6 protein-coding genes are annotated in these 14899 nt (G+C 49.8%); all 6 read right to left on the bottom strand.

Translation table 11 applies throughout. The features are described from left to right. Positions 1-129: 129 nt before the first annotated feature. Complete coding sequence (locus NG796_RS14315; protein WP_261207512.1) at positions 130-702, bottom strand: hypothetical protein; 573 nt, start codon at positions 700-702, stop codon at positions 130-132. 21 nt (positions 703-723) lie between these two features. Continuing rightward, a complete protein-coding gene (locus NG796_RS14310; protein ID WP_261207511.1) occupies positions 724-4200 on the bottom strand; it encodes a DUF11 domain-containing protein in 3477 nt (1158 codons plus the stop codon). Continuing rightward, positions 4197-8732, bottom strand: coding sequence for a hypothetical protein (locus NG796_RS14305; protein ID WP_261207510.1), 4536 nt, complete (start codon positions 8730-8732; stop codon positions 4197-4199). The genes NG796_RS14310 and NG796_RS14305 overlap by 4 nt, the downstream gene beginning before the upstream one ends. A gap of 6 nt (positions 8733-8738) precedes the next feature. Beyond that, positions 8739-11444, bottom strand: a complete 2706-nt coding sequence (locus tag NG796_RS14300) for a DUF11 domain-containing protein (protein ID WP_261207509.1) — start codon at positions 11442-11444, stop codon at positions 8739-8741. Then, positions 11441-12040, bottom strand: a complete 600-nt coding sequence (locus tag NG796_RS14295; protein ID WP_261207508.1) for a hypothetical protein — start codon at positions 12038-12040, stop codon at positions 11441-11443. The genes NG796_RS14300 and NG796_RS14295 overlap by 4 nt, the downstream gene beginning before the upstream one ends. A 90-nt stretch (positions 12041-12130) precedes the next feature. After that, complete coding sequence (locus tag NG796_RS14290; protein WP_261207507.1) at positions 12131-14593, bottom strand: hypothetical protein; 2463 nt, start codon at positions 14591-14593, stop codon at positions 12131-12133. Positions 14594-14899 lie beyond the last annotated feature (306 nt).

The raw sequence follows: 14899 nt of genomic DNA, 5'->3' as shown, positions 1-14899 counted from the left end.
TCCGAGCGATCCCCCTAAATCCCCCTTGAAAAGGGGGACTTTGACCCTTATAGCGTACCTCAATAGCTTGAGAAACGCTATATATATTTTAATGGGTTCAATTTACACCAAGTGCGAAGCAGGGCTATTCTAGGGCGTGAGGCGATAATTTTGGGCGATCGCATAAAACAAAGAGTAATACTCCCCAAAACGGTCTTTGGGCGATCGCCCTTGCCAAGTATAAATCACATCTCCCGATTCCAGGGTCATCCGCATCACACTTTCTTGGGTCCCAACCTCCACCTCTAACCAGGCCGGTAATCCCTGTTCTGTAGTGAAGTTAGACTCGGGAACCGTTGGAGTCTCCTCTGCCTCCTCTAATCCGGTGAGTTTCAAGGTTCCCCATCCTCTAATTTCGATATTGGGGTAATCTGGAGCATGAAAAGCACGTCCATCCTGATTCGTGGGGGGAGGAAGTGCGACCCAATCTGGGGGATAGGGGAACTCGAACCCAAAGCGCTGATTTTGATACGTCTTCCATTGGGTAGGAACGCTGGGATTGGTGGGAGTGCAAGCGGAAACCAGGACAGCGATCGCCATGACCGATGCGATTCGGGGGAACAGTGTTCTGGGGATGGGATGAGGAAAAGAAGTCATAACTACACCGGCGATCGCCTGGGATAACAGGGAAGGGTCCGAATGCCGGGACAACGCCCGAGGCAACTAACCCTCCCCAACACTCGCTCAATCTATTTTAACGCGGAAGCGGATAAACCCGTATTCACCTACCCCCAGGTTACCAATATCCACTACCACTGCCCCTCTCACATTAGGCTCACTACAGAAGACTGAAGGTGCTGGAGTTCCCGAGGGATAAAACCGGCCTCGGTTACTGGCACTGTTCGCACTTCGGAGATAAGCCGTTGGTAAATCCGGGTTGGGAGGATTTAACGCAAACGCAATCCCCACCTCAGCCCCGAAGTCTCCTTCCGTCGGAGTTTGACCGTTAAAGGTATTGGTCTGAAATGTCTGATAGTTTTGCAACGGGTCACAGACCACCGCATTCTCTAACGGTCCACTCCCCGCCGAGAGGAAATAGATTGTATATTCTACTTCATCTCCCGGTTGAATGGTATTGGAACCGGACAGACCTCGCACAAAGTTAGCAGGCCAATCCACAAGGTTCTCACTCTGACCCACAACCGTGCCATTCACCCGAGTAATCCGCTTTTCTAATTCCAGATTCGGATTCCCGCTTAGGGTGACGGGGGTAATTTCATTACTCTGGGTTGGGCCCCCGGTATCATTATTTCCACGGGGATTTGAGCCATTGGTAGACAAATCGCTAACCCCTGTACCCCCGGGAGTGACGCCAGAAGCAGTCACCTGATTATTAAAAGGACCGAGATTGTTGCCAGGGGTAACACGCACGGCAAAATTAATCGTGGCCCGAGCATCAACGGCTAAAGTATTGCCTGCTGCCAGGAGAGTGGTATTTGTCTTCCCATCAAATTGGGAATTCACCGTCAGGGAACTGGTCAGGGAACCCGGAACTACAGTATAAGTGAGATTGGGAAAAGTCTCATTGAGATTTTCCGTCACTTGCAAAGTATTCAGCGGAACATCGCCGTAATTTCGGACAATCAGGGTATAGGGAATGGTAAAGGTGCGATCGCCATTATCAATAGGCGTTCCCGCTGCCTTCGCCACCCCAATCAGCGGCATCTCGCCGAACGTAACCGTAGTCGGGGTATTGGTATCCCTCGGGTCACCATCGCCACCGGCGAGTGGATCTAGATTTTCGTCATCGGTGGAGTCATCACTTACCACAGTCCCCCCAGGAGAAGTTCCTGTTGCCGTAGCGGTGTTCTCGTAAGGCCCCAGTTGCGAACCGGGAGTCACTCGCACCGTGAAAGTGATATTGATACTTTCTCGAACGGGTAAGGTTTGGGTTTCTGCAAGTAAATCTTTGGTCGGATCCCCAGTATTCCCATTCCCATTAAAGTTAGGGTTAACCTCGGTCAAAGTCCCCGCCACAATTTGGGGGGCGGTAACAATTTGCGGTGCAGCAACCGCACTGGCAAAGGTACTCTCAGCAGTGCCATACAAATCTTCCGTAACTTGCAGGTTGAGAATATCCAGGTTACCCAAGTTTTCGACTCGAATGGTATAGGTCGCATCATAAGTGCCGTCCCCATTATTCACCACCGTGTTCAATTGCTTGGCAACTCCAAGTAGCGGATTTCCGGGGGTTAAAGGGACGGTTACCGTAGCCGTTTCTGTGCGATTGTTATTATTGTTTTGGTCAGTATCATCATTAACTGGATCTGCCACATCATTCGGTCGAGTAACAACGGCATCGTTCACAATGTTCTGTGTTGCCGTAGGGATGATCGTCCCCGTCAGGGTATATTGTGCACTAGCCCCTGCATCTAGGGCTAATCTAGCATTGGACAAATTCCCCGTACCCGTTTCATCCATACAAGTTCCCCCGGCATCGGTTGTCGTAATGGCACAGGTCCAATTCAGGTTGATAACCGTATCGCCATTGGCAGTAAAGATATCTGAGACAGTCGCAGGGGAAGCTGTAGTAATATTACTCGGACCAGCATTGGTAACGGTAATCGTATAAGTAATATTTCCCCCCACGATCGCCGGGTCTGGGGTCCGAGTTTTGGTAATTTTCAAGTCAGCCGCAGCGATCAGAATTCCCCCTGTTAGTTCTAAAGGTGGAGGGGTGAAAAAAGTCCAGCGATCAATGCCTTTCAGGTCACCACTGGAATTACTAAAGCTGTGGGGTCGGGGCGCACTCGAACTATTATTTTGACCGGCATTGATCGGGCCGGGAGCGATCGTCATCGTGTCATCATTGAAATAGAGGGTAAAATCAGACGTAGGATTCAGACGTTCAATAATAATTCCGTTACTATCATTTTCCGGGTCAATGAGGGGGAAGTGAACTTCCCCAAACGGGAACGTTAGTTGCACTCTATAGGGGATGTTACGAGGAGGCACCACATTTCCCTCTCCATCCCTTCCATCCCAAAATATCTGGGCCTCTATACCCTCTCCGACGTATTGTGTCAGTTGCACATCTTCTAGCTCGTTGAAAATGTTATTGCCATTCGCATCAATGTTCAGAACTGCAGTCCCCGTTGAGGGAGGTGTAAATTTGAAAGCACCGCCCAGGGGTGATGTCCCCGCCTGACCCAGGGTATTGCCCTCCGAACCTTCAAATCGAAAGTTATTGATATCACCAGTATCGAGGGTGGGAATGAGAACGGCTGTATCCGGGGGGTTAAAGAAAATTTGATGGGTGAAGTCTCCAGTCGCTGGATTATTGGCAGTGGTGGGTAGGTGCAAGGTAACATCGGGTGGAAGACCAAAAGTAGCACTGAGGTTAACAGAACGATATAGTGGATTCCGGGTTGACGCTTCTAAAAATCCTTTGTTATTGGCAAAGAAGACAAATCCGTTAGGATCGAGACCATTGAGATCTACCCGATATCGATACCCGTCGGTAGTTTGGACGAACAGCTCGGAGTGGATCGGTCTGGGATTTGCTCCCGTGATCAGTGCTAAGGAGTTTGTAAATGCTCGACCCGGAATGGCGACGCCACTGCTATTTCGCACGGTTACATCCCAAGCAGCGACATAGGGAACGTTGTTAGGTTGACTCCATACTGCATTCGTTGCGGTGTTGGGAGGACTGGCAGCAATAGTAGACCTGGGACTGACAAAATCGATTTCCCACACACCGGTTTGAGTAACATTAATTAAGCAAGGAGTATAAGCATTCGGATTAGTATTCTGAGTGGGATGGAAAGGCCCTGCCAACTCTCTAGCTAAACTATTAATTAAACCTGTTCCAGGCTGTAAAGTTCTACAACTAATTTCCGCAGGGCTGTTCGGAAGAACGCCGGGGGCGCGAACTTTGATATCTCCAGTTAGACCTAGGTTAACCGCGCTAGATCCCAGATTGAGAGTCTCACCAGCTTGAGCGTAGACTTTAATGGTGGTGCTAAAGGGTATTCCACTCAGGAGAGTTCCAGGCAAAAATTCTAAGTAAGGTCGGTTTCCCGCTCTGTAGCCAGTACCATTGTGTACCAACTGCAAACTTCCTTCTGCATGAGCGGGTAAAGAAGGCAAGACGCAGGAGGATAGGGCAACGATGAAATATTGCAGCCAAAAGAGGCGTTGGGTTATGGCAATTCGTTTCATTCTGCTTCCCCTCCCGTCGCTTCAATGTCAGTTTGCTCGGATGCTGCGGGGGGAATGACTTGACCGAATCCGGGCCATAGTTCGTTTAATTTGACGGTTAATCCTAAGTAGGGACCGGAGGCGGACCGATCGCCATTGAAGTCGCGATCGCTGACTTTGCCGAAGACGTATCCTAACCCTAATCTCAAATCCGGAGTCAAATAATATCCCACCTCTGCCACTACTCCCCATTCATCATAATTCGCGTTAGTTTGATGTATCCATCTGCCTTCGCCCATAATGTCCCAGCCATAGGCTAATCGATAGGTTGCCCTTAATTGATTTAACGACACTAAACTGGTGCCTGCTAAATCATTGGCGAGGTACGAGGTACTTTGCCTTAAGGCCGTTTTTCCATAAAATTCCCATCGCCAACTGGGGGCATAAATGGTTTCTAAAGCAAAGGTATGGTCTCGCGATCGCGTCCCGGACTCAAATAATATCGAATCTGGGATTAAGGCTGGATTCTGGCGATAATCATACCGCAATAAGGCATTAAATTTATCACTGTTGGGATTGCGATAGGCTAACCCCATGCGCAAATTCACTGTATCCCCCATTTCATCAAATAATTGATTGGATGACGATGCCTGTTGATAGCGGGTGAGGACAGACAAGGAATCGGTAAGTTTACCCGATGCTGCTGCGGAAATTACCGTATTGTTGCCACTACTGGAAAACCGATGTTCATATCGGGCACTGGCAGCAAAGTCGGGATTTCCGGTATAGTCAAACCCCACACTGTAACTGTCACCGCTGAGAATTCCTAATGCCGCTGCACTCTGTCCTGGTGCATAAGGTTGAGCAAATTCACTGCCGGAACCTGTGCGACTGAATAAGGAACCAAAAACGTGTTCATAGGCCAAATTTACACGAAATCCCGGGAAGACTGTCCACCCATGTTGTAATCCTAATGCCGCCCCCATTGTCTGCCCATTAATAAAGGAATAGCGTCCGGTGACGATGGTATCTTCCGTAACGTTATAATCCCCGTTGAGGTTGACACTGGTGATGGAATTATCTTCATATTGTCCCCCGGTAAACCAGACTTGATTCAATTCCAGGGTGACTCCGGGAACTAAGCGCCAATCTAATCCTAAGATGGTGCGATCGGGATAAACGACATCTTCTTCTTTTAAGAGGTTAAATTCATTTTGCGCCCGAATAGTAATCGTATCGGTAATCGGCATAGAGAAGCGCGATCGCAACTGAGAAGAGGTTGCATCTAACGGACTGCTGACTGCCTCATCTTTGCGGTTTCTCCACACCCAATCTAATCCGACATTTGCCCGTCCAATGGTCTGCTGTAATCCGGCAGAAATAGTCGTTAACGAGTTATTAAGACTACTTCCTGGTATCGGTTCTTGTCTGGGGGTTAGAAAATCCTCTAAAACACTAATCGGACGGGGAGAATTGCCAAAGTTTTTCTCATGGTCATACGCAAACTGTAATAGAGTCGTATTCGTTAACCGACTATTTAATAAAGCCCCGTATCGCGTTTGTCCTGGAACAAAACTCACGGTGGCATCGTTGGCAAAGCCTTCATCCGTCGTCCGATAATATAAGCGACTCGAAAAAGGTCCGCCAATGGCATTTAATTCCAATCGGTACGCCTCCCCTGTGACGAGTCCTAAAAGTTCAGAATCGTTGGTGGAATGGGCATATTCCGCAATCAATTGACCACTCACTGGGGTTTTGAAATTGGGTACTTCTTCTTCTCGATAATCAGTCACCTCTTGGGGTGCTGCTTTACCAAAAGTAAGCATGAAATCCGCCCCGTAAAGTTCAAAATCTCGAATGCCTTGATTTTGGCGAAGGTAGGTGGCCCCCAACCATCCGGGGGTGTTTAAATCGCGGGAAAAGTTATAGCGAACTCGTCCTCCCCACAGGTTAGTATTTCCATCTAAGTCTTCATGTTGATAGGTGGCAACGATGCGTCTGGCAACGACAGTTTCTACTCCATTAACGGTTACCACATCGGTTCGCAGGAGGGGACGACGAAACAAGATTGAACCGCGATCATAGTCAATTTCATAATCCGACCCTCGGTTCAGTTGCTGTCGGCGGACAATATTTCCCGGACGTCCTAATTCTTCCAGTTCTAAAAAGAGATTTTCACTGCCCGGGATGACTAATCGGTGAGAGAGGAAGTAAAATCCACTGGTGCCATCGGGGGCGATCGCATCCCGTTGGAATCCTTGGACATCATTAGCAAATAAGGCGCTGACTTGCCATTGTCCCCAGTTATAATTCCCTTTAAATCCCTGTAATGCGCGGGTTAAGGCGGTGAACTGTTGGGACTCATTAGCAAATTCTGAAGTGCCATAATTGCCCCACATAAAGTAATCTAATCCGGCATTTTCTTCCGCTGAGGACCGTTCAAATCTTAGGAAAACACTATCACTAGAAGGTGCAGTTGCCTGAACGGTTGAAGCATCTCCATAAAGGGGATAATTTTGCTCGGTAAATTGGGTATCTGAAAATAATCGGGGACGGTTCCCACTACAATCACAATTGAGCGATCGCTCGCTATTATATGCCCCAGTAAATAACCATCCGCCTAACTCCCCAGTCGCAAACGCTGCCCCTGTAACATCTAATTTAAACTCGTTATTTTCATCCGGGGGTAAAAAGTCCCGCAACCGTCCCCAATAGTCCAATCCTCTGCGTCCAAATCGCAGGTTAATTCCCCCAGTGACTAAACTCGGACGGAGGTAGGTATCAAACTGCATCTGAGTAAATGCTTCTAGCGATCGCCCTGCAATGGTTTCTGTATCTGTTGCCGCCCGAATTCTCACGGTTTGAGCATCTAACGGCGACTGTAACTGTGCGGTAAATTCCCCGGCAATCACGGACACTTGAAACCCTGCGAGTTCCAGATTTAGGTCTTCCCCAATAAATTCTCCAGCACTCGCACTGAGGGTAATCTCTGTATCGCGTTGGGCTAATTTCCCATTTTCATCTAATAATCGTCCTTGAATATTAACAATAGACCGTCCATCGGCAGGCACTCTTTTCTCAACCGTTTCCAGGGCAATTTCTGCCGCTCCTCCTGAGACAAATACAGTGACTAATGATTCATTGACCGTTGCGCCAACCACCCGAATTGCGATCGCATTTTCCCCAGATTGTAAGGGAATCCCCACCCAGGTTTGCGTCACCATCCCGGTATTACTATCCCGTTCCGTTTGTCCTACAGCTTCTGGAGATACCGGATTCCCGTTTACCAGGAGTTCGATTTCCGTCCCTTCCGGAAATTGCACCACCACCGAGGTTGCTGGAACCCCCAAGATTTCCCCTGGGGTTGGGGAGAGGATCCCGATGCCAGTCTCCGATTGTGCGATCGCCTCTGTGGCAGTTTCCAAATTTTCCCCAGTCCCTCTTGACCCGGGATTGCTTTTTGCTATAATGGGGGAAAGGGGGTTTTCTGTCTTAAATTCAGAATTTTGCGAAGTTTCTCCCTCCGCCAAATTTATCTCTAAATTCAATAACTCTTCACTACTGACTGTTGCCACATTTGTTAATCGATCAACAATGTCTGTAATCCTTGTTAATTCAGTATTTTCAACCCATATTGCCGATTTTAATGGATAGACATCTTGCGCTTCAATTGTGTTCTCATTCGTAGACACACTGGAGGGGGCAATTTGGAGTGAATTGTTGGCTAAAACTGCTACATTTGTCACAACAGTTGTCATGACATCACCCCCCGGGCGATCGGGGCAAAAACCCCCTACTTTGCACAATTTTTCCGCTGTGGTAACAGAAAAGTTTACATTTGTCGCGCTTTCTGTGGCTACAATATTGGGTTCTTTTATATCTGAAAGTTTAGATATATTCGAGGATTCATCAAAATTCCAAAAATTTCTTGTTGTTTCCAGCAACCCTAAATTTTGAATGCTTTCCGGGGACAAAAACATCCCAGGGACACTGGATGCGATCGGGAAGATTGGCCCTAATTCAGGATCCGTTGTCTCAATTTTGGACAAGGTTTCCTCGGAAGTTGTTGCAGATTGCAGATGCTCTGTTAACAACAGTATCTGAGGTGGAGTTTCCCCGGAGGCAATTCCCAAATTAGCGGCATCTGCGACTGTTTCAGGGAAACCATTTCCCGAAGTTGTCTCATTTTCGGACAACTTTTCATCGGAATCTGTTACAGATTGCAGATGCTCTGTTAACAACAGTATCTGAGGTGGAGTTTCCCCCGAGGCAATTCCCAAATTAGCAGCATCCGCGACTGTTTCAGGGAAACCATTTCCCGAAGTTGTCTCAATTTCGGACAACTTTTTATCAGACCCGGCAAATTGCAGATTCTCTGTTAACAACAGTATCTGAGGTTGCTCCTGGGAAGAGGCCAGACCCGACCCTGGGCCAAAAGTTACCTGAGTGGGAGACAACTGGGCGAATCCCGGTAACGGGAAGAGAAAGGCGGCAACAGGTAAAACGAGGGAACCATTAAAACTGAGATGGGAAAATTTAGATTGAAAGTGCATTTTAAATTAACCTCCTTCTTGACCGACGGTGGAGGCAGGATCTTCCTCCGCAGCGGGGGTTACAGCAAAGTTCACCCGTGCCATACCCCCGGGTTCCAGGCGCACGAGACGGGATAGACTATTCCGTTCACTCACAAACTCGTTGGGTGCGAGGGTGTATCCAGGAACGCTAGAGAGGTCTAATGTTGCGGTGCGATAGCCACCGAGGACATTAGAAACGGAGTACAACCCTTGTTCATCGGTGATGATGCGGTTGCCGTCATCGAGGAAAATCACCGCATTGGGGATACCGGGTTCATCGGGTTGTTGTTCGCCATCACTGTTGAAGTCCTCGAAGACGCGTCCAATTAAGGTGCCGCAGTCGGTTAGAATTCCCGGTGCGATGCGCAGGGAGTGAATCGCCGGACCATCTTGAACCTGGATGCCGGTATCGACCCGCTGACCATTGGCAAAGGCAGAGTTACGACCATTACCCCGCAAGGCATCGGGGGTGATGCGTGCAGCGTAAGCAATATTCAGGACTTCCGTAGGAGGAATGGTGACATTGGAGACATCGAAGGTGATGGAACGGCCCTCATGAGTCGAGGTGATGCCGACACCCTGACCAGAGATTTCCGCACGGACGGAATCCTCGCGGAATTGGAATCCGAGGGGGAGGAAGTCGGCGGCGATAATGCCGGTAATGGGAGTATTCGCCAGGTTGCGGATGGCGAGACGATAAATAACGGTATCGCCTGGTTCAGCAGCAATGCGATCGCCGGTTTTTTCGATTTGGATTTCCTGCGCTTCGCACAAACTAGCGCTTAAGTCAAACGTGCCTAAACTCAACCCGACTTGATCGCGATCGCGAATATCAATGGTGCCCGTAGCGGAGGTACTGTTGGTGACCACATTCAGCGGACGTCCATCAAGGGCAGTAGCAGTATAGGAAACCACCCCATTATTGTTGGCACCGATATCCAGGCGGATGCGACGTTCAGCGTAGTTACTACCCGATGGAGGAGTGACTAAGAAAATGTATTGCTGTCCGGGGTCTAGTTGACCTCGGGTGACATCCAGAAGGAAATTGTAAGTACCTTGTTCTCCACTCGTTAGGAAGAAGGGGTTAGCATTTTCTAAGTTAGGGGAGAGTCCTTCACGAATATCCGTAGGTGTGAGGGGGACAACCCCTTGAATTCCGCCGGTGGGGTCTGTAGGGTTGGGTTGGTAGAGTCCCACTCTAAATCCGGTGTAGTCCGGTAAGAGTTCTCCAGCACATCCGGTAATGCGTCCCAGTCCTTCATTGCGGGGAGTACCCGGCAGGGTGGGGGTAATAATGACCGTTTGTGGCGTGGGTGGTTGTTCCGGCGTCTCTACCGGAGTGGGAATGTTGACGGTTACCCCACCGCCATCGGAGGGAATCGGTCCAACTTCCACCTCAACGACAATTTGGACACCGCCACCGGGTGGGACAATCACATCTGTCGGGGTGGTGATGGGTTGGGGTTGCGGTTGGGGGGTTGGGGGAGTAGTTGGGGTCGGAATGGGTTCAGGTTCGATATCCGGTGCCGGAATAATCGGGGGTGGGGGTCCGGGTTGGGGTTGTTCTCCCGGTTGGGGTTGTGTTCCCGGTTGCGGTTGTGTTCCCGGTTGGGGTTGTGTTCCCGGTTGCGGTAAAGGGTCAATATCCGGTGCCGGAGTGATAACGACAGGTCCAGGTTCTTCCGGTTCGGGTTCGGGGAAGCAATCGCGAACGAGGAAGACATCGCTGCCATTGCCAATCATCGAATAGCTGACCCCACGGACGATGCCGTTCGTGGTTTCTCGTTGCACCGCGTTAGCGTCTGGAATTTGGAAGCGCAGAGCGCTATCCGTCGGGTTACTCAGGGTGAAATCAAAATAAAGCACATCTCCTTGTTCGATGCCACTGCGAACGCCGTTGCGGATGTTGCGAATTTCTTCCTCAAAGTCATCGGCAAGGTCCCGGAGGAGGGTTTCGCGATCGGGGACGGCATTGACCATCGCCTGAAATGCAGCGCGGAAGGTATCATCGATCGCGGCGTTATCTCCCGCCGAGACAATAGTAGAAATCAGTTGTTCAGTAGCGCTTTCTGCTTCAGCAGGAGTGAGCCCATCCCGGACAAGGATGGATTTCGAGAGTTCGGCAGTCAGGGCGATCGCCGTTTCTTGTGCTTCAGGGCGTTGCAATTGGGCGATCACCGATGCTTTGCTAGGAACTGCTTGGAAAATTGCAGTCCGCGTGGCGATCGCCACCTGTCGGAAACTTGAATCAATGGGCATCTGCGCCAAGGTAACCGTTGCCGCAATTACCGCCCGCGTTGCCTCAGCTTGAGTAAATCCTAATTTAGTTAACTCATCTGCCAACACCCCAGCAAAGGCACCCGAGACCCGATTATTTCCCCCATCGCGAATTCCATTGGGATTGATGGTGACGGGTCCTCCCCCGACCACAGCATCTGTAATTTTGTTGGTAACGGATTCAATCTGATTAATGCCATCGCTGCTGTAACTGTAGGATGCTTCATTTTGTAGCAAGTATCCCGGAATCACACATTGGGGCTTATCCTGAGCAGAGGCTGAGGAAAAACCGCCGGTTTTTAGAAATAGCGTCCCCCCTGTTCCCGCTAAGAGAGTGGCAGTCATGGCCCAAAACAGGGAACGAGTCCTAAATTTAGAGGGGGAATGACTCACCCCAGAATTTTGATGCTTCATTGCACCCGTACCTCAAACTGTCCGGTTACAATTGCCGTCGGTGGCAGGGGATTGGTCAAAGTCCATCGGAGGTGGGTATAAGTCTCCGGGGGTGCGGGTTGGGTTTCCACCTGTCCATTCTCTAAAGTAACTTCCACCGTAGGAGTCGTGACAAAGGTTTCACCATCATCGATGCTGTACGTGATGACCGCCTCCGTATCGATACGAGCGGAGTTTTCCTGGTAAACCACCGGGTCAGGGATGGGTTGGGTGAGGATGAAGTTGGGGATATCCTCAGCAGTTCGGTTTTCTGCGGCGATCGTATAACGGAGGATATCCCCAGGTTGCACCGATGCAGCAGCAGGCAGTTCTACCCATTCAGTCTGGACATTCCCTTGCTCATCTTCAACCGTCTTGAGGTGATAGAGTTGGAGACGAATCTGTACCCGATTGCCTTGGGTCAGCAGAACTGGACAGGACCCGTTGGAACCACAGGACCCGATGACCGTGGCATTCTCCCCTAACGGTTGAACCGATGCCATTGCCAAACCTGGAAAGGACAGATTCCCTATCAGTCCCAACGTTATCATTAAAATTCTGAACGGGTTTTCCGGCATTTCCTTCCCCCCTGATTACTGAGATAATTGAAAATTAAGAATTTAAAATGGATAATTATCGTTTGCCATGAAAATAACCAATGACCATTGTCAATTCACCCGGCGGCGAAATGTAAACGTTCCTGATGCTCCCGGTGCAACTTCCTGAGTGACACGGATGACATATCGGGTGACATCCGTCTCCACCGTCGTTCCACTTTGTTCTCCTGTAGATGTCGTTCCCGGTCTTCCCCGGAATAATTGAATTTCTCCCCCGGTTGAATCCACAGCGGACCCCACCACATGAGAGGTATCAATTCCCGTGGTCGGATTGTTATCCTCATCGAGGTTATCCGTATCTAACGCCCAATTATTCCCCCCAGGGTTGGTCACCGGGTCGTAGGTTGTGCCATCTTCAGTAATCACCAAATTGCTGGCCGTTAAAGTAACATTCCCCGGACCCCCAGCAGTGGAAAAGTTATTGTAAGTCAAGCGATATTCGATGATGTTGCCTGGAGAGGGAGTTTTTACCTCGGTACTAAAGGTTTCTTGTCCGGGAAGCACATCAGGTCCCGTCCCTTTAAGGACACGAGATTCTTTAGTGGTCTTGATAAACCCGGTATAAACCTGGTTTAGCGTGATATTCCCTTGTTCCCCTTCATCCAAAGTTCCGTTGCTATTCGTATCAATAAAAGCAGCGATCGGAACAGAATATTCCGTATTCACTTCCCCACTGGGCAATCGAATCTGAACTTGATAGTCTGCCGGAGAGACTTCGGCAGGAATGATAATCGGCGGATCCGAGGTGGTAAATCCGGTGACTGGATCGTAAACATGGGTGACGGTTTCTCCTCCATAGGTGATGGTGACGATAGTACCTGGGGGTAACGAATTGCGATCGCTGGGATTAACCGGGGCGATCGTCACGGGTTGACCTGTGGGATTGACTACCGTATTCCCAAAATTGGCCGGAGGCGGGGTAATCGCTTCTCCCGGTGGCAGGTTTGGTGGCACCGGAACCACTACATTGGAGAAATCATTATCATCATCCGTCGGACCTACGGCACCTGGAGAGTCTGTTGGCCCATTTTGAATCGTTGTGGGAGCAAACGGTAGAGTGAGGACATTCGCTTCCCCACCTGGTCCAACGCCGGTATTATTATTGTTAGGGTCAACCCCATCGGTTGGAGGATTCACCACCCCAGAGGAAACCACGGGATTTCCGTCCGCATCGAGCACGGGTAATGTCCCATCGTCATTCAAGTTACTGGGATTTTGGTCCCCGGATTCGTCATACACCAGTCGGTCCGGATTCCCCGCAGTCCCCCCAAATACCTGGGCAATATTGGCGATCGCGGTTGTCCCCGGCGCAATATTGCGTGTCACAACTTTAAACTCAAATCCGCTCACCTGAGTTCCCCGGGCGATGGTAGTTTCGGAGATAAATCCCACGCGTCGCACATTAGCAACACCCCCGACTGCGGCAACATCCGTCCGCCACGTTGCTTGCAAGGGATTGGCACTATTCGGATCATCTGCCGTAAACACCACTTGCCATCCTGGGGGGGGAACTGCCGAATCTAGCACAAACTGAGTCCCTACCGGCATCGCATCAGAAATCAGAATCCGATTAACCAGATTCCCATCCACACTAATCGGGAAACGTTCATTCGGCGCTAAATCTCCCGGCACAAATCCCGTTACTCCCGGGGGCAGTTCTGCGCGGACATCTAACGCCAATTGATAAGTAATCACATCATCGGACGGATCTGAGGGATTATTCACTTCCACCGGCGTTCCGTGGGTTTTATACAGGGCCGCCAACGCCAAAGGCACCGCTTGCACCGTCACTCTTTGGGTTGCACTCGCCCCCCGAGTCCCATTCACCGGCGGTCCGTCCACTTCCCCAGGGGCCGCTCCATTGGAGTTATCTACTGTATAAACATCTCCGACCCCGGGGTCTTGGGAGACATTTTGTTCATCTCCTGGGGTATTTCCCAGTTGTACCGCAATTTCGCTGCCTACCCCCGCATCAGAACTGACTGTTATCGGCACTCGTACCAGGATACTCCCACCTGCCGGGACCGATTCCGTGATCAGTTCCGTTCCCGTCACCTGAATCCAAGTTTGACCCCCATCGGTACTAATCTCTACATTACCTGTAAGGGTTCCGGGTCCGGTGATATTGGCGGAATTCGGGATGCGAAAGCGGGTGGGGTCATTTCCCACATTGGTGACTTCATATTGAAAGTAAAGCAGGTCCCCCACGTCGATGCGATCGTCCCCATCGTCGTCCGTAATCCCTGTTGCTTGGACTGTAATTCCAGCAACTTCCGCCACCGTAATTGTGACGGTGTTGGATTCAACTTGAATCGGTATCCCCGGATTTTGCGGGTCTTCAAAACTTCCCGTCGCCCGGTTTTCTATGGGGGTTCCTGCTGGAGTTTGTTGAGCAAAAACGGGCAAGGTCACGGCTAAAAATAGCGGCCCAATTCCCATCCCGCCCAGCAACAATATCTTAATTAAATAGGGGTGCTTGGCCCGGTGCTTTCCAGCGTATTGAGTGGATTCCACAATAAAAATGACCCTGGAGTAACTGGTAGATGCTGTTAGATGCCCCTGACTCTGATGCTGCCAACCCGAGTCAAAATAATTCCCTGATTAGTGGAGTTTGAAATGGCTTAGTCTGGCAAAGAATAAACGATAAACTAAAAAAAGATAGGAGGATTTCTGTTTTAAAAACCCTTTATATCATCTGTCTGGATTAATTGTATTTTAAACGGTCTGTAAGTGGTTGAATTGAAATTAATCTTTGATTGACATTGACCTATATTTAACCGAAGCAGTCTCAGTAATGTCAAGCACTTTTAATATTTCTTT

The sequence above is a fragment of the Laspinema sp. D2d genome (assembly GCF_025370755.1).
In the GTDB taxonomy this organism is placed as follows: Bacteria; Cyanobacteriota; Cyanobacteriia; order Cyanobacteriales; family Laspinemataceae; genus Laspinema.
The sequence above is the reverse complement of the archived record's forward strand: the minus strand, read 5'-3'. Positions and strand labels throughout refer to the sequence as shown.